This window comes from Microbacterium dauci (assembly GCF_030065535.1).
GTDB classification, from domain to species: domain Bacteria; phylum Actinomycetota; class Actinomycetes; order Actinomycetales; family Microbacteriaceae; genus Microbacterium; species Microbacterium dauci.
The window spans coordinates 359,964-381,211 of record NZ_JASJND010000004.1 but is presented as its reverse complement, the minus strand read 5'-3'; the positions used below and the strand labels follow the sequence as shown (position 1 = coordinate 381,211).

Annotated in this window: 22 protein-coding genes and 1 pseudogene; 12 read left to right on the top strand and 11 right to left on the bottom strand. The window is 70.0% G+C overall.

Going from position 1 to position 21,248, the window contains the following annotated elements:
• Positions 1-9 precede the first annotated feature (9 nt).
• The 8 genes from QNI14_RS06875 to QNI14_RS06840 form a co-directional block, all read right to left on the bottom strand.
• Positions 10-417 (bottom strand): Fur family transcriptional regulator, encoded by a 408-nt coding sequence (locus QNI14_RS06875; RefSeq protein ID WP_283715753.1) that lies wholly within the window; start codon positions 415-417, stop codon positions 10-12.
• A gap of 10 nt (positions 418-427) precedes the next feature.
• Positions 428-1,327: a metal ABC transporter permease gene (locus QNI14_RS06870; RefSeq protein WP_283715752.1), complete on the bottom strand. Its 900-nt coding sequence runs from the start codon at positions 1,325-1,327 to the stop codon at positions 428-430.
• Positions 1,324-2,166, bottom strand: coding sequence for a metal ABC transporter ATP-binding protein (locus QNI14_RS06865; RefSeq protein WP_283715751.1), 843 nt, complete (start codon positions 2,164-2,166; stop codon positions 1,324-1,326). The genes QNI14_RS06870 and QNI14_RS06865 overlap by 4 nt, the downstream gene beginning before the upstream one ends.
• On the bottom strand, positions 2,163-3,152 hold the full coding sequence (locus QNI14_RS06860; protein ID WP_283715750.1) for a metal ABC transporter solute-binding protein, Zn/Mn family: 990 nt from the start codon (positions 3,150-3,152) through the stop codon (positions 2,163-2,165). Before QNI14_RS06860 ends, QNI14_RS06865 begins: the two co-directional genes overlap by 4 nt.
• Before the next feature lie 61 nt (positions 3,153-3,213).
• Positions 3,214-4,542 carry a dihydrolipoamide acetyltransferase family protein gene (locus QNI14_RS06855; protein ID WP_283715749.1) on the bottom strand — a complete coding sequence of 443 codons (1,329 nt, stop codon included), beginning with the start codon at positions 4,540-4,542 and terminating at the stop codon, positions 3,214-3,216.
• A 143-nt stretch (positions 4,543-4,685) separates the two neighbouring features.
• Positions 4,686-5,669 (bottom strand): alpha-ketoacid dehydrogenase subunit beta, encoded by a 984-nt coding sequence (locus QNI14_RS06850; protein ID WP_283715748.1) that lies wholly within the window; start codon positions 5,667-5,669, stop codon positions 4,686-4,688.
• Entirely contained in the window at positions 5,666-6,805 is a 1,140-nt protein-coding gene (locus tag QNI14_RS06845; protein WP_283715746.1) for a thiamine pyrophosphate-dependent dehydrogenase E1 component subunit alpha, read from the bottom strand. The genes QNI14_RS06850 and QNI14_RS06845 overlap by 4 nt, the downstream gene beginning before the upstream one ends.
• Before the next feature lie 122 nt (positions 6,806-6,927).
• The gene (locus tag QNI14_RS06840; RefSeq protein WP_283715745.1) at positions 6,928-7,104 is read right to left on the bottom strand and encodes a hypothetical protein; all 177 of its coding nucleotides are present in this window, start codon (positions 7,102-7,104) and stop codon (positions 6,928-6,930) included.
• Here QNI14_RS06840 and QNI14_RS06835 point away from each other — a divergent pair.
• From QNI14_RS06835 to QNI14_RS06790, 10 genes are all read left to right on the top strand, one after another.
• Complete coding sequence (locus QNI14_RS06835) at positions 7,103-7,333, top strand: Rossmann-fold NAD(P)-binding domain-containing protein (protein WP_283715744.1); 231 nt, start codon at positions 7,103-7,105, stop codon at positions 7,331-7,333. The two genes, QNI14_RS06840 and QNI14_RS06835, sit on opposite strands and share 2 nt — an antisense overlap.
• Before the next feature lie 213 nt (positions 7,334-7,546).
• A complete protein-coding gene (locus QNI14_RS06830) occupies positions 7,547-8,596 on the top strand; it encodes an ROK family transcriptional regulator (protein WP_283715743.1) in 1,050 nt (349 codons plus the stop codon).
• Positions 8,597-8,662: 66 nt separating this feature from the next.
• Positions 8,663-10,195: an ABC transporter substrate-binding protein gene (locus tag QNI14_RS06825; protein WP_283715742.1), complete on the top strand. Its 1,533-nt coding sequence runs from the start codon at positions 8,663-8,665 to the stop codon at positions 10,193-10,195.
• 61 nt (positions 10,196-10,256) lie between these two features.
• Positions 10,257-11,198, top strand: a complete 942-nt coding sequence (locus tag QNI14_RS06820; RefSeq protein ID WP_283715741.1) for an ABC transporter permease — start codon at positions 10,257-10,259, stop codon at positions 11,196-11,198.
• On the top strand, positions 11,195-13,039 hold the full coding sequence (locus tag QNI14_RS06815) for a dipeptide/oligopeptide/nickel ABC transporter permease/ATP-binding protein (protein WP_283715740.1): 1,845 nt from the start codon (positions 11,195-11,197) through the stop codon (positions 13,037-13,039). Before QNI14_RS06820 ends, QNI14_RS06815 begins: the two co-directional genes overlap by 4 nt.
• Positions 13,036-13,887 (top strand): ATP-binding cassette domain-containing protein, encoded by an 852-nt coding sequence (locus QNI14_RS06810; RefSeq protein WP_283715738.1) that lies wholly within the window; start codon positions 13,036-13,038, stop codon positions 13,885-13,887. Before QNI14_RS06815 ends, QNI14_RS06810 begins: the two co-directional genes overlap by 4 nt.
• Before the next feature lie 9 nt (positions 13,888-13,896).
• Complete coding sequence (locus QNI14_RS06805; protein WP_283715737.1) at positions 13,897-14,787, top strand: sugar phosphate isomerase/epimerase family protein; 891 nt, start codon at positions 13,897-13,899, stop codon at positions 14,785-14,787.
• Positions 14,784-15,842, top strand: a complete 1,059-nt coding sequence (locus tag QNI14_RS06800) for a Gfo/Idh/MocA family protein (protein ID WP_283715736.1) — start codon at positions 14,784-14,786, stop codon at positions 15,840-15,842. The genes QNI14_RS06805 and QNI14_RS06800 overlap by 4 nt, the downstream gene beginning before the upstream one ends.
• A 17-nt stretch (positions 15,843-15,859) precedes the next feature.
• Positions 15,860-16,993, top strand: a complete 1,134-nt coding sequence (locus tag QNI14_RS06795; RefSeq protein ID WP_283715734.1) for a Gfo/Idh/MocA family protein — start codon at positions 15,860-15,862, stop codon at positions 16,991-16,993.
• The gene (locus QNI14_RS06790) at positions 16,987-17,946 is read left to right on the top strand and encodes an ROK family protein (protein WP_283715733.1); all 960 of its coding nucleotides are present in this window, start codon (positions 16,987-16,989) and stop codon (positions 17,944-17,946) included. Before QNI14_RS06795 ends, QNI14_RS06790 begins: the two co-directional genes overlap by 7 nt.
• Before the next feature lie 204 nt (positions 17,947-18,150).
• Here QNI14_RS06790 and QNI14_RS06785 read toward each other — a convergent pair whose 3' ends face one another.
• Together QNI14_RS06785 and QNI14_RS06780 are read right to left on the bottom strand one after the other, a co-directional pair.
• Entirely contained in the window at positions 18,151-18,687 is a 537-nt protein-coding gene (locus QNI14_RS06785) for an alpha-amylase family protein (protein WP_283715731.1), read from the bottom strand.
• A 109-nt stretch (positions 18,688-18,796) separates the two neighbouring features.
• Positions 18,797-19,264: an alpha-amylase family glycosyl hydrolase gene (locus QNI14_RS06780; RefSeq protein WP_283715730.1), complete on the bottom strand. Its 468-nt coding sequence runs from the start codon at positions 19,262-19,264 to the stop codon at positions 18,797-18,799.
• 144 nt (positions 19,265-19,408) lie between these two features.
• Here QNI14_RS06780 and QNI14_RS06775 point away from each other — a divergent pair, with 144 nt between their 5' ends.
• On the top strand, positions 19,409-19,840 hold the full coding sequence (locus QNI14_RS06775) for a GIY-YIG nuclease family protein (RefSeq protein ID WP_283715728.1): 432 nt from the start codon (positions 19,409-19,411) through the stop codon (positions 19,838-19,840).
• A 365-nt stretch (positions 19,841-20,205) separates the two neighbouring features.
• Here QNI14_RS06775 and QNI14_RS06770 read toward each other — a convergent pair.
• A pseudogene (locus QNI14_RS06770) lies at positions 20,206-20,508 on the bottom strand (NAD(P)H-dependent oxidoreductase); the annotation flags it as partial.
• 23 nt (positions 20,509-20,531) lie between these two features.
• Between QNI14_RS06770 and QNI14_RS06765 the strand changes: the two are divergent.
• Positions 20,532-21,107 (top strand): LacI family DNA-binding transcriptional regulator, encoded by a 576-nt coding sequence (locus tag QNI14_RS06765; RefSeq protein ID WP_283715727.1) that lies wholly within the window; start codon positions 20,532-20,534, stop codon positions 21,105-21,107.
• The last annotated feature ends 141 nt before the right edge of the window (positions 21,108-21,248 follow it).

Genomic DNA, 21,248 nt, shown 5'->3' with positions numbered 1-21,248 from the left:
CGTCACGGCTCAGTCGGCCGAAGCCGCCGCGCGTGCCGCGCACTCGGCGCAGGTGCCGAAGATGTCGACGACGTGCTCGGCCTGCGTGAAGCCGTTCGCGGCGGCGGTCGCCTGCGCCCACGTCTCGACCTCGGTGGCCTGGATCTCGACGGCCTTGCCGCAGCTGCGGCAGATGAGGTGGTGGTGATGACCGGTGCTGGCGCAGGCGCGGTAGATCGCCTCGCCCTCGGGCGACTGCAGCTGGTCGGCCTCGCCGGTCGCAGCGAGGTTCGCGAGCGCGCGGTAGACGGTCGCGAGCCCGATCCCGGTGTTCTCGCCGCGGAGCGCTGCGTGCAGGTCTTGCGCGCTGACGAACCCGGGCGCGTCCGACAGAGCGCTGCGTACGCGCTCGCGCTGCCACGTGTTCCGCTGGGCCATGGCCGAAATCCTACCCGCGGGCGCTGGCCATGGGCTGGGTCCGGTGCGCGGCATCCGCTCTCTGAACCCGGCCGCGACGCGCGCCGATGATGCGGCACACGAGGTAGATGGCGAACGAGATGGTGGTGATGTACGGGCTGACGGGCAGCGTGCCGGCGACGGCGAGCAGGATGCCGCCCACCGCCGAGACCACGCCGAAGGTCGCCGCGAGCAGCGGGACGGCGATCGGTCCGTGCGCGACGCGCACCGCAGCGGCAGCCGGCGTCACCAGCAGCGCCATCACGAGCAGCGCGCCGATGATGTGGACGGCGACCGCGACCGTCAGGCCGAGCAGCAGCATGAACACGAGGGAGATGCCCACCGTTGGGACGCCGCGGGCGGCGGCGGACTGGGGGTCGAGCGAGTCGAAGCGCAGCGGGCGCCAGATGAGCAGCAGGGCGACGAGGACGACGCCGGCGATCACGATGAGCCAGGTCAGCTGCGCCGACTGGACCGACACGATCTGGCCGGTGAGCAGGCTGAAGCGGTTGGCGCTGCGCCCGTCGTAGAGGGCGAGGAAGAGGATGCCGAGGCCGAGACCGAACGGCATGAGCACGCCGATGATCGAGTTGCGGTCCCTGGCGCGCGAGCCCAGCCAGCCGATGAGCGCCGCGGCGATGAGTGACCCGACGATGGAGCCCGAGACGACGTCGGCGCCGATGAGGAGCGCCGCGGCGGCGCCGGCGAACGAGAGCTCGCTGATGCCGTGGACCGCGAAGGCCATGTCGCGCTGCAGGACGAAGACGCCGATGAGGCCGCCGACGAGGCCAAGGATCGCGCCCGCCCAGACCGAGTTCTGCACGAGCGCGAGGATCTCGCCGTACACGGGCAGGCCGCCGAACATGGCGTCGCCGATGTCGTCCCAGCTCATGCGTGGCCCTCGTGATCGTGGTGGTGGTGCGACGCCTCGGCATCCGGCGCCCCGACGACGACCAGGCGGTCGCCGGCGCGCAGCACGAACACCGGCGCACCGTAGAGGTCGGTGAGCACCGGTGAGGTGAGCACGTCCTTCGGCTTGCCGAGCGTGAACCGGCCGTTCGCGATGTAGAGGATGCGGTCGACCTTGCCGAGCACCGGGTTGATGTCGTGCGTGACCAGGAGGACCGCGGCACCGCTGCGGCGATGTTGGTCGATGAGCTTCACGACGGCCTGCTGGTTCGCGAGGTCGAGGCTCGTGAGCGGCTCGTCGCACAGCAGTAGCTGCGGGTCGTCGGCGAGCGCCTGTCCGACACGGAGGCGCTGCTGCTCACCGCCCGAGAGCACCCCGACCGGCCGGTCGGCGAATGCCTCGGCGCCGACCGCCGCGACGAGCTCGTCGACGCGGTCGCGGTCGGTGCGGCGTGGGAGAGGAAGGCCGAAGCGGTGCCCGCTGACGCCGAGCGCGACGAGGTCGCGGCCGCGGAGCGCGGTGTCGCGGGGCAGCGGGCGGGTCTGCGGGAGGTAGCCGATGCTGCGGTTGCCGGCGCGGCGCACCGGCTTGCCGCCGACCGCGATGGAGCCCTCGCTGAGGTCTTCGAGGCCGAGGATCGCGCGCAGCAGGGTGGTCTTCCCCGATCCACTGGGGCCGAGGACCGCGATGAGCTCGCCGGGCTCGACGGTCAGATCGAGGCCGGCCCAGAGCTCGCGGCCGTCACGGCGCAGGGCAGCGCCGTGGATCTCGAGGATGGGCTGCGATGCGCCGCGGGAATCGGATGCCGCGGGGTCACTCACTCCGTCAGGCTACCCGCGAGCGCGTCGATGTTCGCCTGCATCCAGGACACGTAGTCCTCACCCTCGGGCAGCAGCTCGGTGAACTCGATGACCGGGATGCCCTGCGCCTCGGCGATCGAGATGACCTCGGTGGTCTCGGCGCCGCCGGTCTGCGCGTTCGTGATGACCGCGCGGACGTCGCCCGACTCGAGGATGTTCGTCGCTTCGAGCAGGGTGGCCGGCGGGACGTCCTGGCCCTCTTCGACGGCCTCGCTGAACTCGGCGGGCGTCGCGTCGACGAGACCGGCTGCGGCTGCGAGGTACACCGGGACCGGCTCGGTGACGAAGATCTGCTCGCCCTCGTGGGCTGCGGCGATCTCGCCGAGCGAGGTCTCGAGCCCTTCGATGTCCTCGATCAGCGCGACGGCGTTCGCCTCGTAGGTCTCGGCGTTCGCGGCATCCACCTCGCCGAGCTCGTGCGCGATGTCTTCGACGACGTGGACGATCGTGTGCGGGTCGTACCAGACGTGCTCGTTGAAGCCCTCGATGTGGTCGTGACCCTCGTGGTCGTGGCCGTCTTCTTCGGCGTGCTCGTCCTCGTGGGCGTGGTCCTCTTCGGCGTGCCCCTCGTTCTCGGGGTAGCTGTGCGAGAACTCGACGGCCGTCAGCACGGCGGCATCCGAGCCGCTGGCTTCGACGAGGCCGTCGATGAACGCGTCGTAGCCGCCGCCGTTCTCGATGATGAGGTCGGCTTCCGAGATGGTGAGCTGGTCGCGAGCGGATGCCTCGTACGAGTGCGGGTCCTGCGAGAGGGAGTCGATGATCGACGTCACCTCGACGGTGTCGCCGCCGACGGCCGCCGCGAGCGAGCCGTAGACGTTGGTGGATGCCACGACCTGCAGGGTTGCGTCGCTCTGCTCCGCGGCCGGGGTCGCCGTCGCGCAACCGGCGAGGACGAGGGCGGAGCCGCCCAGCAGGGCGAGAGAAACGGGCACGCGAGAAGTCATGCCGTCAGTCTAGGCGGTGTTGATAATCGTTCTCAAATCGGGAGAGCGCCCCGACTGCGCCTCAGTCGAGCAGCAGCGCGGGTTCCTCGAGGACGGATGCCACGTCGGCGATGAACCGGCTGATGCCGTCGCCGTCGATCACGCGGTGATCGAACGAGCCCGACACCGTCGTGACGTAGCGAGGGCGCACCTCACCGTCGACGACCCACGGCTTCTGGCGGATCGTGCCCATCGCGATGATGCCCGACTCCCCCGGGTTGATGATCGGGGTACCGGCATCCATCCCGAAGACACCGATGTTCGTGATCGTGAACGTGCCGCCCTGCTGATCGGCGGGAGTCGTCTTGCCGTCGCGCGCGGTGACGGTGAGCTTCTCGAGCGCACGCGCGAGGCCGCGCATGTTGAGGTCCTGCGCGTCCTTGATGTTCGGCACGAGCAGCCCACGCGGGGTCGCCGCGGCGATGCCGAGGTTCACGTAGTGGCGCACCCGGATCTCGGCGCCGCTCTCGGTCTCGACCCACGCCGCGTTGATCATCGGCGTGCGACGCAGCGCCCAGATGACCGCACGCGAGAAGATCAGCAGCGGCGAGACCTTCACGTCGGCGAAGTCGGGCGACGTCTTCAGCCGCTTGACGAGCTCCATCGTCCGAGTGGCGTCGACGTCGGTCCACACCGACACGTGCGGTGCCGTGTACGCGCTCGAGGTCATCGCGTTGGCGGTCGCCTTGCGCACACCCTTCACGGTGATCGCCTCTTCGCGGGCGGCATCCGCTGCATATGCCGGAGTGGATACCGCAGCCGCGGCCACCGGGATCGACAGCTCGCGCTCAGCCGGAGCTTCGGGGGTCTGGATATTGCGGAACACCGACGCCTGCTCGGCGTGGCGGAGCACGTCGTCGCGCGTGACCTCACCGGCCGCGCCGCTCGCCGAGACGTCGGCGAGGTCGACCCCGAGGTCGCGCGCGAGCTTGCGGATCGGCGGCTTCGCGACGACGCCGACGGCCTTCGTGACCGGCTTCTCGGCGGGCTTGCGGCGACGCGACTTCACGTCGCCACCGGTGCCGTAGCCGACGAGCACCGCACCGGCGCCCTCGTCCTTCGGCTTCTCGCCGTGCTCCGACTGGCCGATGTCGCTGTCGGGCTGGCCCTCGCCACCGGCGATCGTGATGATCGCGGCGCCGACCTCGACGGTCGCGCCCTCGGCCGCGAGGATGTCGCCCACCGTGCCGGTGAACGGCGACGGTAGCTCGACGAGCGACTTGGCGGTCTCGATCTCGACGAGGACGTCGTTCACGGCGACCGCATCGCCGGGCGCGACGCGCCACTGCACGATCTCGGCCTCGGTGAGGCCTTCGCCGACGTCCGGGAGGTGGAAGGTCTGCGTGCTCATGTCGGCTCCTTCGATCGAGCCCCCACGCTACCGGCGAGGGAACAACTCCGCGCCGAGAGCACGGGTGCGAACCGTTCTCTCGGGGCGCAGATGTTCTCTCGCGGAAGAGAGGGCGCGACGCGTGTCATGTCGGCGGGGAATGGTCAGTAGGCGAGGGCGCGGTCGACGGCCTCGAGGATGCGGTCGGCATCGGGCAGGTACTGCCCTTCGAGCTTGGCGGGCGGGAACGGCACATCGAAGCCCGACACCCGGATGACAGGCGCCTCGAGCGCGTAGAACGCGCGTTCCATGACGGTCGCCGCCACCTCGGAGCCGACCGACACGTTGCCGGGCGCCTCCTGCGCGTAGACCATACGGCCGGTGCGCCGCACCGACTCGATGATCGGCGCGTAGTCGATGGGCGACAGCGAGCGGATGTCGATGACCTCGCACGACGTGCCCTCGCTCTCGGCGAGCGCCGCCGCCTGCAGCAGGGTCGTGACCATCGCGCCGTGCCCGACGAGCGTCACGTCGGTGCCGCGGCGGACGATGCGCGACGCGTGCAACGGCAGCGCGCGCTCGGCGGTGTCGACCTCACCCTTCATCCAGTACTTGGCCTTGGGCTCGAGGAAGATCACCGGGTCGGGCGAGGCGATCGCGTCCTGGATCATCCAGTACGCGTCGTTCGGCGTCGAGGGCGAGACCACGCGCAGGCCCGGGGTGTGCGCGAAGTACGCCTCGGGGCTCTCCTGGTGGTGCTCGACGGCACCGATGTGCCCGCCGTACGGAATGCGGATGACGACCGGGAAGGATGCCGCGCCCTCGTGCCGGTTCGTCAGCTTCGCCAGCTGCGTCGTGATCTGGTCGAACGCGGGGAACACGAAGCCGTCGAACTGGATCTCGATGACCGGGCGGAAGCCCGCCATCGCGAGGCCGATCGCGGTGCCGACGATGCCCGACTCGGCGAGGGGCGTGTCGAGCACGCGCTGCGGGCCGAACGAGGCGTGCAGCCCCTCGGTCACGCGGAACACGCCGCCGAGCGGGCCGATGTCCTCGCCCATCAGCAGCACGCGGTCGTCGGCCGTCATCGCGGCGCGGAGGCCCGCGTTCAGGGCCTTCGCGAACGGGAGGTTCTGGATGTCGCTCACTCGGCACCTCCCTCGAAGGATGCCTCGTAGTCGGCGAGCCACTGCTGCTGCTCGGCGACCAGCGGGTGGGCGTCGCTGTAGACGTGATCGAACATCGCGGCGACGGGCAGATCGCCGAGCGCGTTCGTGCGGACGCGCACATCGTCGGCGTAGGCCGCGGCCGCGGCATCCACCTCGTCGAAGAACGCAGCCGAAGCGCCGCGCCCCTCGAGGAACGTGCGCATGCGGGCGATCGGGTCGCGCTGCGCCCACGACTGCTCCTCGTCGGAGGTGCGGTACTTCGAGGGGTCGTCGCTCGTGGTGTGCGCGCCCATGCGGTAGGTCAGCGCCTCGATCGCGCGCGGACCGTCGCCGCCGCGCGCCTCGTCGAGCGCGAGCTTGGTGGCAGCGTAACTGGCGAGCACATCGTTGCCGTCGATGCGGACGGCCGGGATGCCGTAGCCGTCGCCGCGGCGCGCGAGCGGCACGCGCGACTGCGTGGTCACCGGCACCGAGATGGCCCAGTGGTTGTTCTGGAGGAAGAAGACCTGCGGGGTGCGGTAGCTCGCCGCGAACACCATCGCCTCGTGGACGTCGCCCTGGCTCGATGCGCCGTCGCCGTAGTAGACGATGACCGCCTCGTCCTTCTCGGGGTCGCCGGTGCCGGTGCGGCCGTCGAACACGAGGCCCATGCCGAGGCCCGTCGCGTGCAGCGTCTGCGCGCCGAGGACGAGCGTGTAGATGTGGGTGTTCTGGTGCTCGGCGGGGTTCCAACCGCCGTGCGTGAGTCCGCGCATGAGGCGGATGATGTCGATCGGGTCGACGCCGCGGGTCGTCGCGACGACGTGCTCGCGATACGACGGGAAGACGTGGTCGTGCGCGCGGGTCGCCCGCACCGAACCGACCTGCGCGGCCTCCTGCCCGAGGGACGGCGGCCACAGCGCGAGCTGTCCCTGCCGCTGCAGGTTGGTCGCCTGGCGGTCGAAGGCGCGCACCACGACCATGTCGCGGTAGAACGTCTCGAGCTCAGCGTCGGTCAGCGCGTCGATGAGCGGCAGGTACCGCTCCGCGCCGGCGGACGGGGCGTACGAACCGTCGGCCGCGAGTACACGGACGACGTCGGGGGCTTCGGCCGGAGCCTCGAACGAGGGGGTCACGCTTCCACGCTATCCCGCGAGGCATGACCCGTTCTGCATGAGGTCGACAACGGATGCCGCGATTCGCCGTGCGTTCAGGACAAGCCGGCCGCGTGCGGCCCGGCATCCGCTTCAGCCGTGCTTCAGCGTGCGCACGCCACACTGGGCGCATGCGTGTTCTGGTGGTCGACGACGAGGTGCGCCTGGCGGACGAGCCTCCACGAGAAGTTCCACGCGCGCGGGCTCTCGGCCGTGGCCTTCCATCCCGGCAACGTCGCCACGAACTTCGCGTCCGAGACGTCGAGCATCCTCCGGCTCATGTACCGGACCGTCCTGCGTCGACTGCTCATCACGCCCGAGCGCGGCGGCGAGACGCTCGCCTGGTTCATCGACGGTGTCCCCGGAGTCGACTGGGTCTCCGGCGAGTACTACGACGAGCGCGCTCGCACCGACCACGTGAACCCCCGGATCCACGACGCCGACCTCGCCGAAAGGCTGTGGCAGCGCAGCGCAGCGGTCACGGGAATCTCCGCGACCTCGGGATCCTGACCCGCGACACCGCTATTTGTTAGCGAGCCTGCTGAAATTGTCTCGCCTGTAACGGCGGTGTTTCAGCGCGATGACATTTGCCAGAACACCTTGTGGACATTTAGTTCGTTAGGTTTACTAACGCTTGTGCTCACCCACCACCAGCCCGGATCGGCCCTCCGCCCCACGCGCAAGGTCATGCCGGAAGAAGCCCGCTCGCACAATCGCTCGCTCGTGCTTCAGACGCTCTACTCGACGACGGGCCTGAGTCGCGCCGACGTCGCCCGCGAGACGGGGCTCACGAGAGTGACCGTGTCGGACCTGGTCGCCGATCTCATCGACGACGGACTCATCGTCGAGGGCGGCCCGACGAAGCGCACCGGACCCGGCAAGCCCGCGACCGTGATCGAATTCGCCAGCTCGTCGTTCGGGATCATCGGGATCGATCTCAGCGGGCACTCGCTCTTCCGTGGGGCACTCATGGATCTCAGCGGCACCGTGCTGCTTCGCGTCGAGGTGCCTCTGCGCGGCCGCACGGGCACCGAGGCGCTCGCTCTGGTCGACGAGCTCGTCGACCAGCTGATCTCGGCGGCCGAGGTGCCGCTGCTGGGCATCGGCGTCGGCTCTCCGGGCATCGTCGACCTCGCGGGCGTCGTGCTGGCGGCTCCGAACCTCGGCTGGAGCGATGTTCCCGTGCAGGCGGACCTCGCGACACGCGTCGGGCTTCCCGTCGTCGTCGCGAACGACGCCAACATGGCGACGCTCGCCGAGCACAGCTTCGGAGGCGGCGCCTCCGACATGATCCTCGTCAAGATCGGTCACGGCGTCGGCTCGGGCCTCGTCGTGGGCGGCACCGCGATCTACGGCAGCGAGTTCGCCGCGGGCGAGATCGGCCACGTCGTCGTCGGCGACGACGGGGCACGCTGCGTCTGCGGCAAGGACGGCTGCCTCGAGACGCGACTCGCGACGCCCCGACTCGACGCAGCGCTCGCCGAGACCGCGGCGCCCGCCGAGCACGACGCCGTCCTCGCCGACGCGGGACGCTGGCTCGGCGTCGCGCTCGCGCCCGTCGTGGGCGCACTCAATCTCACGGAGGTCGTGCTCAGCGGTCCCGTGCAACTCCTCGACGGACCTCTCGTCGAGGCACTCACCGACACGCTCCGCGCCCGCACGATGGCCGAGTTCCACGGCGCCGTGGGAGTTCGGATGACATCCCTCGGCGAGGACATCGTGCTGCGCGGCGCCGCAGCGATGACCCTCTCGCGGGAGCTCGGCGTGTCATAGCTGCACCACCCCCCCCATCACCCGACCGAAGTCAAACGTGGCCTCTCACACACAGAGAAGAAGATCATGAAGCGAATCGTGCAACTCGGCTCCACCCTCCTCGTCGCAGCACTCGTCCTGACGGCCTGCTCCGGCTCGCCCGGCGACGACGCCGCGCCGAGCGACGACGTGCCCCGCGAACTCATCCTCGGAAACAACGGAGACGTGCTCTCCTGGGATCCGGGCGAGATGAAGGAAGGGGCGATCATCAGCTACGCCGAGGCGGTCTACGACCCGCTTCTGCGCAAGACCTCAGAGGGCGTCGTCGAACCGAACCTCGCGACCGACTTCGAGTACAACGAGGATCTGACCGAGCTGACTCTCACCCTGCAGGAGGGCATCTCGTTCACGGACGGCGAGCCGTTCGACGCCGAGGCCGTCATCGCCAACATCGAGGCGCGCAAGGCAGGATCTGGCAGCGCGTCCGAGGCGGCTGCCTCGATCGACGAGGTCGTCGCGACCGACGACAGCACCGTCGTCCTGCAGCTCTCGGCGCCCAACCCGGGACTCCTCTCGGCCCTCGCGACCTATCTCGGCTACATGGCGAGCCCGGCGGCGATCGAGGCCGGCACGATCGGCAGCGAGCCCGTCGGCTCGGGTCCGTACGTGCTCGACAGCGGCTCGACGATCTCGGGCTCGAGCTACGCGTTCGAGCGCAACGCCGACTACTGGAACGCCGAGGCGTACCCGTTCGACACGGTCGTCATCAAGCCCTTCGAGGACTTCACCGCGCGCTTCAACGCCCTGACGACCGGCCAGATCCAGTTCATGTATGCAACGCCCGACATGGTGGAGCAGGCCGAGGCCAGCGGCCTCACCGTGCAGACCGTGCCCGGCGAGTGGCAGGGAGTGATCCTGCAGGATCGCGCCGGCACGCTCTCGCCCGCTCTCGGTGAGGTCGCCGTCCGCCAGGCGATCAACTACGCCATCGACCGCGAGGCGATCCTCGACACCTACTACAACGGCTTCGGGCAGGTCTCGACGCAGACGTTCAACCCGGCGTCGCAGGCGTGGATCGAGGAGCTCAACGAGCGCTACCCCTACGACCCCGAGATGGCGCGCGAGCTGCTCGCCGAAGCGGGCTACGCCGAGGGCTTCGAGATCCCGATCTCGTACTCCGAGGGATTCATGTCGCCGCTCGTCCCGATCGTCCAGCAGTACCTGGCCGAGGTCGGCATCACGATGACCCCCGTCCCGATCAACGGCTTCGCCAACGGCGGACTCGAGACGCTCAAGGGACAGCCCGCGTTCATGCTCTCGTTCTCGACGAACATCCCGGCGTGGACCGACGTGCTCAACAAGCTCACCCCGACCTCGCTCTGGAACAACTTCGGCTACACCGACGACACGGTGCAGTCGCTCCTCGAGGAGATCCCGCTCACGCAGGGCGACGAGCAGACCGCTCTCTACCAGGAGCTCAACACCCACCTCGTCGAGGACGCCTGGTTCGCGCCGATCGTGCTGCAGCAGAACGTGTATCTCGCCAGCCCCGAGATCGACGTGACGATGCAGCAGGCCCAGCTCATCCCGAGCCTGCGGTTCTTCGCTCCGGCCGACTGATCCACGACCGCGGCGGGGCGGGCCTCGGCCCGCTCCGCCGCCCGTGAGAGGACTATCGACAATGTTGCGATTCGTCATCAAGCGACTCCTCGCGGGGCTCTTCCTCGCGTTCGTCGTCGTGACGGGGATGTTCTTCTTCCTCGGACTGACGGGGGCGGATCCCGCGCGAGGATCCGTCGGGCTCTATGCCACCGACGCGCAGCTCGAGACGCGCCGCGCGCAGCTCGGGCTCGACCGGCCGCTGATCGTGCAGTACTTCGACTGGCTCACGAGCGCCCTGCAAGGCGATCTCGGCACCTCGTCGGCGCAGAACGTCGGTGTCTTCGAGCTCCTCGTGACCCGGCTTCCCGTGACCGTGTCGCTCGCGCTCGGCGCGGTGCTCGTGGCCGCTGTCCTCGGGGTGGCGCTCGGCATGCTGGCGGCGGTCCGCCCCGGGCTCATCGACCGCGGCCTGCAGATCCTCATGCTGCTCGGCTTCGGCCTCCCCAACTTCTGGATCGCGATGGTCCTCGCCCTTCTCTTCGCCGTCCAGCTCGGCTGGCTCCCGGCGACGGGCTACGTCCCCTTCCTCACCTCCCCCACCGGCTGGCTCATGAGCATCGTCCTGCCGGTCATCGCCCTATCGATCGGCTCGATCGCCGCGATCGCGCAGCAGCTGCGGGCATCGGTCGTGACGGTGCTCTCGCAGGACTACGTCCGCACCCTCCGCAGCCGAGGCCTGCCGCCGCGACAGATCCTGCTCACGAACGTGCTGCGCAACGCCGCGCCGCCCACACTGACGATGCTGTCCTTGCAGTTCATCGCAGCCATGAGCGGGGCCGCGATCGTCGAGCGCGTCTTCGGGCTCAACGGCATCGGCTCGGTCGCCATCAACGCCAGCGGCAACAGCGACGTTCCCGTCATCATGGGCGTCCTGCTCTTCACGGTGCTGCTCATCGTGACCGTGAACCTCGTCATCGACCTCGCCTACAGCGCGCTCAACCCGAAGGTGCGTACCGCATGAGCAGCCCCGACCCCGGATCCATCGCGCTCGACAACTCCGCGCCCGCGTCGCTGCGGAGGCTGCGTCGCTTCGCCCGCAATCCCCTGGGCGTGGGCTCCGCCGTGATCCTCCTGGCCATCACGCTGAGCGCCGTCTTCGCGCCGGTGCTCGCCCCGCATGATCCGAACCTCATCGTCCTCTCGAACACCCTGCTGGGCCCGAGCGCCGACCATCTTCTCGGAACCGACGCGAGCGGCCGAGACGTGTTCAGCCGGCTGCTCTACGGCGGTCAGGTGAGCCTCATGGCGGGCGTCATCATGATCACGACCGCCGTCGCCGTGGGGGTGCCCCTGGGCCTGCTGGCGGGCTACTACGCGAAATGGATCGACAGCCTGTCGAGCTGGGTCGCGAACCTGCTGATGTCGCTGCCCGAGATCCTCATCATCATCGTTGTGATCACGTCGCTCGGCAGCGGCCTCGCGCCGACCATGGTCACCCTCGGGATCCTCGCGTCGCCCGACCTCTTCCGCCTGACGCGCAGCGTCGTCGTCAACGTCCGCTCCGAGCTGTACGTCGACGCTGCTCGCGTGTCGGGACTCGGCGACGGACGCATCATCTTCCGTCACGTTCTCGGCGTCGTCGTCGGTCCTGTGCTCGTGCGAGCGTCGTTCGTCTTCGGCATGGCGATCATCGTCCAGTCGGGGCTCGAGTTCCTCGGGTTCGGCGATCCGAGCCGACCCAGCTGGGGCGGCATGCTGAGCGAGGCGTTCCAGACGATCTACCGGGCTCCCGAGCTCGTCTTCGCGCCGGGCGCCGCGATCGGCATCACGGTGATCTCTCTCGCGGTCCTCGGCACGGCGATCGCCGATGCGCTGGGCACCGACCGCTCGATCGCCCCGCGGCTGCGCTCGCGCAAGACCTCGGGCGCTGCGGCCACGTCCGCGACAGGTTCGGCGAACGGATCCGCGACCGCCGATCAGCGTCCGAGCGCGAACGAGCACGCGCGCGCGACCACGCAGCCGGGTCCCGCCGACGCCGGCCTGCTGCGCGTCCACGACATGCGCGTCGTGTATCCGACGGGCGACGGGGGCGAGAAGGTCGTCGTCAGCGGCGCGAGCCTGCACGTCGACCGCGGCGAGGTGCTCGGTCTCGTCGGCGAGTCGGGCTCGGGCAAGTCCCAGCTGTCGTTCGGGATCCTCGGGCTCCTCTCTCCCGAGGCGGTCACCTCGGCGACGTCGGTCACCCTCGACGGGCAGTCGCTGCTCGGGCGCAGCGCTCGGTCGCTGCAGGGCCTGCGCGGCACCACGATCGCCTACGTCCCGCAGGAGCCGATGTCGAACCTCGACCCGTCGTTCACCGTCGGCTCGCAGCTCATCCGGCCGATGCGCCACAACCTGGGCATCAGCCGCCGCGAGGCTCACGAGCGCGCGATCGCCCTGCTCGATCGCGTGGGGATCCCCGATCCGGCGCGGACCATGAAGGCGTACCCGCACGAGCTGAGCGGAGGCATGGCTCAGCGCGTGCTGATCGCGGGCGCCGTGTCGTGCGATCCCGAGCTGCTCATCGCCGACGAGCCCACCACCGCCCTGGATGTCACCGTGCAGGCGGGCGTCCTCCGGCTGCTGCGCGAACTCCAGCGCGAGCGCAACATGGGCCTCATTCTGGTGACGCACGACCTGGGGGTCGTCGCCGACATCTGCGACCGGGTCGCCGTGATGAGCGCGGGCGAGATCGTCGAGACCCGGCCGGTGGCCGAGCTCTTCGCCGCTCCCGAGCACCCGTACACGCGCAAGCTGCTCTCGTCCACACTCGAGGACGCACCCCCGCGGGCCGAGCGCACGACCGCAGGGAGGACCTCATGAACACCCCTCTCCTCGAGGTCCAAGACCTCGCCGTGACCTATCCCGTCAAGGGGTGGCGACGCCCGGACTTCCGCGCGCTGAGCGATATCTCGTTGACGGTCGAGCGCGGCGAGACCGTCGGACTCGTCGGCGAGTCGGGATCGGGCAAGACGACCCTCGGCCGCGCGGTGCTGGGCCTCGCCCCGGTCGCCTCCGGGCGCATCGTCTTCGAAGGACGCGACATCTCACGGTTGCACGCCCGCGAACGCCGCGGGCTCAGCAGCGACATCCAGGTCGTGTTCCAGGATCCGTACTCGTCACTCAACCCCGCGATGACGATCGCCGACATCCTGGCCGAGCCCCTCTCGATCAGCGGACTGTCGCGCACCGATGCGCTGCAGCGCGTCCGCGAGCTGCTCGACCAGGTCGGGCTTCCGCAGGACTCGTCGCGACGGCTGCCGCGGGAGTTCTCGGGCGGCCAGCGTCAGCGCATCGCGATCGCGCGTGCACTGGCTCTGCGGCCCAAGCTCATCGTGTGCGACGAGGTCGTCTCAGCGCTCGATCTGACGACCCGCTCGAGGGTCCTCGACCTGCTGATCGACCTGCAGGAGCAGACGGGCATCGCCTATCTCTTCATCGCGCACGATCTGTCGGTCGTCCGTCACATCAGCCACCGCGTCGTCGTCATGCGACGCGGGCGAATCGTCGAGAGCGGCGATGCCGCGACCATCACGACGGATCCCGCCGAGCCGTACACGCAGCGGCTGCTGCTCGCTGCCCCCGTTCCCGATCCCGCCCGCCAGGCGGCGCGGCGAGCCCATCTCGAATCCCTTCCCCCGATCACCGACGTGGTCACCCTCGACAAGTAAAGGTCTGCCATGCAGTTCGGCTTCAGTTCCTACTCGTTCTACCAGCACCTCCGCGACGGCCGGATGACTCTTCTCGATGTCATCGACTGGATCGCCGAGAGCGATGCGACCCACATGGAGATCGCGACCGTCTCGCTGTCGCCCGAGATCAGCAACGACACCTCGACGCTCGACCAGGATCCCGCGTTCGTCGAGGCGATCCGCGACCGCGCTGCTGAGCGCGGCGTGACGCTGTCGAATCTCGTCGTCCCGGCGGATCTGCTGGGCTCGGGCGCCGAGGCCAGCATGGCTCGGCTCAAGCGGCACATCGATGTCGCCGCCGAGCTCGGCATCTCGCTCTTCCGTCACGATGTCGCCCCGTGGGGCATGAAGGCGCGCGATGTAGCGGAGTTCGAAGAGCTGATGCCCCGCATGGTCGCGGCCTCGAAAGAGCTCGCCCGCTACGCCGCTCAGTACGACATCACGACGAGCGTCGAGAACCATGGCCTGCTCATGAACGGTGGCGAGCGCGTGCGGCGCCTCATCCACCTCGTCGACGAGCCGAACTTCAAGACGACGCTCGACGTCGGCAACTTCCTCTCGGTCGACGACAACGCGGTCGTCTCGACCGCGCTCAACGCACCCCTTGCCTCGATCGTGCACCTCAAGGACTTCTACATCCGCGACAGCTTCCCGGGCGACGGTTGGCACCACACCCCGGGCGGCAAGTATCTGCTCGGCGCGATCGTCGGCTACGGCGACCTCGACATGAGGCGCATCGTCGAGGGCATCGTCGCCTCGGGGTACGACGGATTCGTCTCGATCGAGTTCGAGGGCATCGAGGATGCGCTGGTCGGTGCCGAGCGCGGCCTCACGAACACGATGCGTCTCTTCAGCGAGGCGACGGAGGCGGCAGCGTGACCCGGCTCGGAGTCGCCGTCATCGGAGTCGGCAGCATCGCCGGTCAGCACCTGCGGGCATACGCCGCGCATCCCGACGTCGAGCTCGTCGGCGTCTTCGACGCGGTCGCCGAGCGCACCCGCGCCGTCGCCGAGCAGTGGGGCGGACGCGCGTACGCATCGCTCGAAGAGCTGCTGGCGGATCCCGCGGTCGAAGCGGTGAGCATCTGCACGTGGAACGACAGTCACGCCGCCATCGCCGATCAGGCCGTGCGCGCCGGCAAGCACGTGCTCGTCGAGAAGCCGCTGTCGAAGACAGTCGCCGATGCCGAGGGTCTCGCGGCCACCGTCGCCGAGAGCGATCGCGTCGTGCAGGTCGGCTTCGTGCGGCGGTTCTCGGCGAACGCCCGCACCCTCAAGACCTTCATCGACGCGGGTGACCTCGGCGGGATCTACTACGCCCGCGCGACGAACATCCGCCGCCTGGGCAACCCGGGCGGCTGGTTCGCCGACTCGTCGCGCTCGGGCGGCGGCCCGCTCATCGACATCGGCGTGCACGTGCTCGATCTGTGCTGGTACCTGATGGGCTGCCCTCGGCCCGTCACGGTGAGCGGCGTCACCGACTCGCGTCTCGGCAACCGTGCCGGGGTCACGTCGCTGTCGCGCTACAAGGTGGCCGACTACGACCCGACGCTCAGCGACGTCGAAGACCTCGCGACCGCCCTCATCCGCTTCGACAACGGCGCATCGCTCCTCCTCGAGACGAGCTACTCGCTGCACGCGAGCGCCGATCGTCTCGAGGTGGCGGTGTTCGGAGATCAGGGCGGCGCCGAGCTCGAGCCCCGCTTGACGATCGTGACCGAGAAGCACGACACGATCCTCAACATCGCCCCGCAGGTGGATCTCACGACGTTCGACTTCGAGGAGGGCTTCGACAGTGAGATCGGACACTTCGTCGCGGCGTGTCTGGGCGAGGGTCCGCAGATCGCGCCCGTCGAACACGGTCTTGAGATGATGCGCATGCTCACCGCGATCTACGAGTCGGCGGCCGCCGGCCGCGAGATCGTGCTCGACTGAGTGCGCCGCCTCCCGTCATGACAGGAACCTCCGCACTCTCTCCTCCCGTCCGTGTCGGCGTCATCGGCTGCGGCAATGTGAGCCGGCAGTATCTGGCGAATCTCGTCCTGCAGGACGAGACGGATCGCACCGACCCCGACGACGCGCACCTCGTCGTCGTCGCGTGCGCAGACGCCGAGTCGGCACGGGCCGACGAGCTCGCACGCGCGTTCGGGATCGTGCAGACCCTTTCCGTCGACGAGCTCGTGGCCTCGGCCGAGATCGACCTCGTGCTCAACCTGACGTCTCCGTCCGCTCACGCAGCCGTGTCGATGGCGGCGGTCCGGGCGGGCAAGCACGTCTACACCGAGAAGCCGCTCGCGACGAGTGTCGCCGATGCGCGTGCCCTGCTCGATGCGGCCGACGCCGCCGGGGTCTCGGTGGGGTGCGCCCCCGACACCTTCCTCGGACCGGGCCTCTCGCGCTGCCGTGAGCTCGTCCTCGCGGGCACCATCGGCACGCCCGTGTCAGCGAATGCGTTCTCGATGGGTCCCGGCCCCGAGGCCTTCCATCCGCAACCCGACTTCCTCTACCATCCGGGGGCGGGTCCGCTCTTCGACGGCGGCCCGTACGCCGTTTCGGCTCTCGTCAGCCTGCTGGGTCCTGTCGCCGCCGTGACGGGCATGGCGACGACCGGATCCGCCCGTCGCACGGTGCGGACGGGGCGTCGGGCGGGCGAGACCTTCGCGGTCGAGGTGCCGACGCACGTGAGCGCACTTCTGCGCTTCGCGGGCGGCGCCGTCGCGACGCTCGTCATGAGCTTCGATGTCCAGGGGACGCGCACGCCCCGTCTCGAGATCCACGGGACGGAGGCCTCGCTCGTCTGCCCCGCACCGAACTCGTGGGGCGGGCCAGCGGTGATCCTGCCGGGCGGATCCGCCGATCCCGTCACCTTTGCCGTCTCGGGGGGAGACGGCAATCGCATCGGCCTCGGCGTCGTCCAGATGGCTGCGGCACTGCGGGCGGGCTCGCGTCCCGCGGCGAGCGGAGACCGCGGCCTCCACGTCCTCGAAGTTCTCGACGCGATCGACCGATCGGCCGAGTCCGGCGGAGAGACCGTGGCACTCGATCCCCCGCGCGGCGAGATCGATGTCAGGCGGACCACATGGTGAGGATCGGCATCGACATCGGTGGCACCAAGACGGTCGGCGTTCTCTTGGCGCCCGACGGCTCGGCCCTGCACAGCGTCCGCCGCCCCACGGGTCACGGCAACGCCGATGTGACCTCGACCGTCGAAGCGGTGCTCGCCGAGCTCTCCGAGAAGTCGGGTGTCCATCGACGCGCGTACTCGTCGCTCGGGATCGGCGTCCCCGGAGTCGTCGATGCGGTCTCCGGAGAGGTGACGCACGCCGTCAACCTCGGCATCACTCGGCTGTCGTTCGCGCGGGAACTCGCCCCGTCGCTCGACCCCGGGGTCGTCGTGGCGGTCGAGAACGACGTCAACGCGGCTGCCGTCGGCATCTGGCGGCACCTCGACGATCCGATGCAGCCGTCGATGGCCTACCTCAACCTGGGCACGGGAGTAGCCGCCGGGATCGTGCTCGACGGACGGCTCTGGCGGGGTCGCGGCGGCACCGCGGGCGAGGTCGGGCACATCGCGGTGGATCCGACCGGTCCGCTGTGCGCGTGCGGGCAGCGAGGCTGCCTCGAGCTCAGCGCTTCGGGCTCCGCGATCGCCCGCGCATGGCCGGCCGGCGGATCCAAGCCCCTCTCACATCTGCTCGCGGCCGCCGACGGAGGCGACGTCGACGCGCAGCGGATCTTCCGATCCTTCGTCGAGAGCATCGCGGCGGCCGTCCGCATCCTCGTCCTGACGCTCGATGTCGATGTGGTCGTGATCGGCGGCGGTCTGATCGCGAAGCGGAGCCGACTGATCGACGGAGTGCGGCGTGTACTCGCCGAGGGCGCCGAGCAGTCGCCCTTCCTCGCGTCGCTCGATCTGCCCCGTCGTGTCGCGCACGCGCCTGACATGGGGACGATCGCGGCGGTGGGCGCTGCCCTCATCGCGGAGCCCGCGGCGGCCGCTGTCGATCCGTCGGCGACGGCCGTGGTGGCACGTCTCTAGGCTTTCGGCACCGTCACGTCGCCGAGCCGGCTTCCGGGCTGGCTCAACGTGATTCTTCTCGTCGCGGGCATCGTCGCGAGCACCGAGCGGGCGCTGCGCCTGCGCAACAACTGGCTGCTCGACGGCGGGTTCTTCGAGGGCGACGACTGATCCGATTTGATCCGGGGGCGTCCGCGACCCGGCGCGCTCTTAGCGCTGTCCGAGCTAGGAGCCTTCGTGCGGCGCGAGCCCGGGGAGGTACCGCATGCCGATCTCGTCGCCGTAGTAGACGGAGGGCATCGCCGGCCAGGTGAGGACGAGCAGGTGCGCGGCACGGGCCTGCTCGGCGTCACGGGGACCGCTGACCATGCGCGTGAAGTCGTGGTTCGCCGTCGGGAGCCCGACGACGCCACCCGGTCCGTCGCGCTCGATCGCGTCGGCGGCCTCCCGCCACGCGGCGACGAAGTCCGCCGCGTGGCCCGTGCCGTCGGCGCCGGCCCACACCTCGGTCTGGTTCCACGCCTCGTGCACGGTGCCGGCGTTGTCGTTGAAGAGGGACTTGAGCGGCCAGCCGTCGCTGTCGCCGCCGAACTGGAGGAAGAAGCCGCCGTGGAAGCCCGCCGGGACCGCCCACGCCGAGTCCCCCCATTCGGACAGAAGCACCCGGCCCGGGTGGGTGGCGTCGAGCCGGGACCGGATCCCGTTCCAGAGCTTCGCCGTCTCGACGTGGCCGGGGTCGTCCTTCACGAGCGAAGCGGCCATGTCGACACGGAACCCCTGCACCCCACGGTCGTACCAGCGGCGGATGATGTCGACGAGCGCATCCCGGTTCTGCCGGGGCCCGTCGGCGTCGACGGACTGTCGCCACGGCTCATCGGCGGCGGCGCGCGTACCCGAAGTCCAGCGCGGGCTGGAAGGCGAAGAAGTTCGGCTTGTAGAAGCCGCCGCGCGGGCCGGGAACCGGCTCGAACCCCTCGGCGGCGCGGTCCGAGAAGACATACCGATGATCAGTGTCGTCGGCGATCGCCGCCTGGAACCAGGGATGCTGGTCGGACGTGTGCCCGGCCACGAGGTCGAGCAGGACGGCGATGCCGCGTCGGTCGGCTTCGGCGATCAGCCGGTCAAGGGCGGCATCGCCTCCGTACCGCGGGTCGACGTGATCGAAGTCCGCGACGTCGTACCCGGCGTCGCGCATGGGCGAGACGAAGCAGGGGTTGATCCACACGGCGTCGACGCCCAGCCACGACAGGTGGTCGAGGCTGCCCGCGAGCCCGTCGAGATCGCCGATGCCGTCACCGTCGGCGTCCGCGAAGCTCTGCGGATACACCTGGTAGAGCACGATCCGATCGAGGCGATCGGCGAGCGTCGTTGCAGGTTAGGTAACCGGTTACCACGGGGGCTGTACCCGATGTATCCGGTTACATCCAGGCCGGGCATACGTCGACATCGACAGGGTGTCGGCCGTCGATGCCACCATGCTCACGTGTCCGATGCCCTGCGCTCGCGCTGCCGCCTCTGCGGCGGCACGATCGGCGAGCGCCACGACGACGCCTGGTACTGCACGCGCTGCGGATGGCGGCTGGGCGACGCCCCCGACCCCGACATCCCGCCGCCGCGGATCGACGTCGTCTACTACCTGCGGTACCGCGACCGCGTGAAGATCGGCACGTCGGCGACGCCACGGCGCCGGTTGGCCGCGATCATGCACGATGAGCTGCTGGCCTTCGAATCGGGCGACCGCGCTCTGGAACAGCAGCGGCACCGCGAGTTCGCCGAGCTTCGCGAGGGCGGCGAATGGTTCACGCTCACCGGGGTGCTCGCGGCGCACATCGACGCCGTGCGAGAGCGCATCGGCGACCCGTGGGCGGCCTACGACCGCTGGCTCGGCGACGCGTTCCGACGCCGATCCTCGTAGGCGCCGAAAGTTTCACCACACGAGGCTTGTCCCCCGGAAGGGGGACAAGAACGTCGCCCCACGTGAGTAGATTCTCACGTGCTGCTGGTTTGCCCGCACTCGGATTGGCCTCTGGGGGACAAGGGCGTTTCTGCACGCGGGCCCCGGAACAGCACCACGACCCGGCTGGGGTCCGGGGGAGACCCCCCTCCAGCCGGGTCTCACCCCTTCCGCTCGGGCGGATGCACGCGTATCCTCGCGGGCAACCCAGCCCCGGGTCGTCCGCGCGGAATCGCGTCTCCCCTGTCATGGCGACGCGTCCGGGAGCCCCGGGCCGTCGAGCCGACCTCCCCCCGCGGTTCGGGCCCGGGGACCCTCCCGCAGCGTCAGGCGCGGACCGCGGCGGCGATGCGCGCGACGACGACATCGACGTCAGCGGCGGCACCACCGGCATCCGCGTCGTAGAGGAACTCGGTCCGCCCGCGACGCACCTCGCAGTAGTCGAGGATGCCGGTCTCGATCTGGGTCGCGAAGGCGCGGTCGTACCCGCGCCGCTCGTAGAGCGCAGCATCCGATCCCGCGACGGGCACCAGGTGCACCGTGAGCCTGCCGAGTCCGGGACGGATGCCGCCGCCCTCGCCGACGCCGAAGGCCCACCCGTTCGCGAACACCCGATCGATCCAGCCCTTGAGGAGGGCGGGCCGGCCGCGTCGTGGTGGTCGCCGGCGAGAGCGACGACGCTCCGGCGGTTCTGGCCGACGGACACAGCGCCGCCGCGGAGCTCACCCGCCACCTCATCGAGGTGCACGGCCATCGCCGGCTCTCGTTCGTCGGCGAGCCGGCCGGATCGCCCGACACCACGCTGCGGTACGAGGGCTTCCTCGACGCGCTGCGCGCAGCGGGCCTCGGCGAAGCGGGCGATCCGCTGCGGTACGGACTCGACGTCCGCAGCGGCACCCTCGCCGCCCGTCAGGTGCACGAGACCGGACTCCCCGACGCCCTCGTCTGCGCGAACGACGAACTCGCGATCGGGCTGCTCGCGACGCTGCCCGGCCTCGGCCACCGCATCCCGCAGGACGTCGCGATCACCGGCTTCGATGACCAGTCGCTCGCCGAGATCGCCTCGCCCCGCCTGACCACGGTGCATCAGCCGGTCGCCGAGCTCGGCGCGCGCGCCGCCGCCGGCGCCCTCGGCGAGACCCTCGACCCTCGCACGGTGCTGCCGACCCGGCTCGTGATCCGCGAGTCGTGCGGGTGCGCAGCCGACCCCGACGCGATCACCGACTGAGACCCGGGCGCGAGTCGCCCCCACCCGAGGAACGAGGAGGTTCCGATGAGAAAGCGCTCGCCACCGCCGTTTGCGACAGGCGAGCGGCGATCAACCGCCACCCGTATCGGTTTTCGTCACGCGCGCAACGGCGGCCATGCC

What these genes read in the sequence shown, in the direction of transcription:
- QNI14_RS06875 (WP_283715753.1), bottom strand. Translation starts at nt 417, where the DNA reads ATGGCCCAGCGGAACACGTGGCAGCGCGAGCGCGTACGCAGCGCTCTG.
- QNI14_RS06870 (WP_283715752.1), bottom strand. Translation starts at nt 1,327, where the DNA reads ATGAGCTGGGACGACATCGGCGACGCCATGTTCGGCGGCCTGCCCGTG.
- QNI14_RS06860 (WP_283715750.1), bottom strand. Translation starts at nt 3,152, where the DNA reads ATGACTTCTCGCGTGCCCGTTTCTCTCGCCCTGCTGGGCGGCTCCGCC.
- QNI14_RS06855 (WP_283715749.1), bottom strand. Translation starts at nt 4,542, where the DNA reads ATGAGCACGCAGACCTTCCACCTCCCGGACGTCGGCGAAGGCCTCACC.
- QNI14_RS06835 (WP_283715744.1), top strand. Translation starts at nt 7,103, where the DNA reads ATGTACCGGACCGTCCTGCGTCGACTGCTCATCACGCCCGAGCGCGGC.
- QNI14_RS06840 (WP_283715745.1), bottom strand. Translation starts at nt 7,104, where the DNA reads ATGAGCCGGAGGATGCTCGACGTCTCGGACGCGAAGTTCGTGGCGACG.
- QNI14_RS06825 (WP_283715742.1), top strand. Translation starts at nt 8,663, where the DNA reads ATGAAGCGAATCGTGCAACTCGGCTCCACCCTCCTCGTCGCAGCACTC.
- QNI14_RS06820 (WP_283715741.1), top strand. Translation starts at nt 10,257, where the DNA reads ATGTTGCGATTCGTCATCAAGCGACTCCTCGCGGGGCTCTTCCTCGCG.
- QNI14_RS06815 (WP_283715740.1), top strand. Translation starts at nt 11,195, where the DNA reads ATGAGCAGCCCCGACCCCGGATCCATCGCGCTCGACAACTCCGCGCCC.
- QNI14_RS06810 (WP_283715738.1), top strand. Translation starts at nt 13,036, where the DNA reads ATGAACACCCCTCTCCTCGAGGTCCAAGACCTCGCCGTGACCTATCCC.
- QNI14_RS06805 (WP_283715737.1), top strand. Translation starts at nt 13,897, where the DNA reads ATGCAGTTCGGCTTCAGTTCCTACTCGTTCTACCAGCACCTCCGCGAC.
- QNI14_RS06795 (WP_283715734.1), top strand. Translation starts at nt 15,860, where the DNA reads ATGACAGGAACCTCCGCACTCTCTCCTCCCGTCCGTGTCGGCGTCATC.
- QNI14_RS06790 (WP_283715733.1), top strand. Translation starts at nt 16,987, where the DNA reads ATGGTGAGGATCGGCATCGACATCGGTGGCACCAAGACGGTCGGCGTT.
- QNI14_RS06785 (WP_283715731.1), bottom strand. Translation starts at nt 18,687, where the DNA reads ATGGCCGCTTCGCTCGTGAAGGACGACCCCGGCCACGTCGAGACGGCG.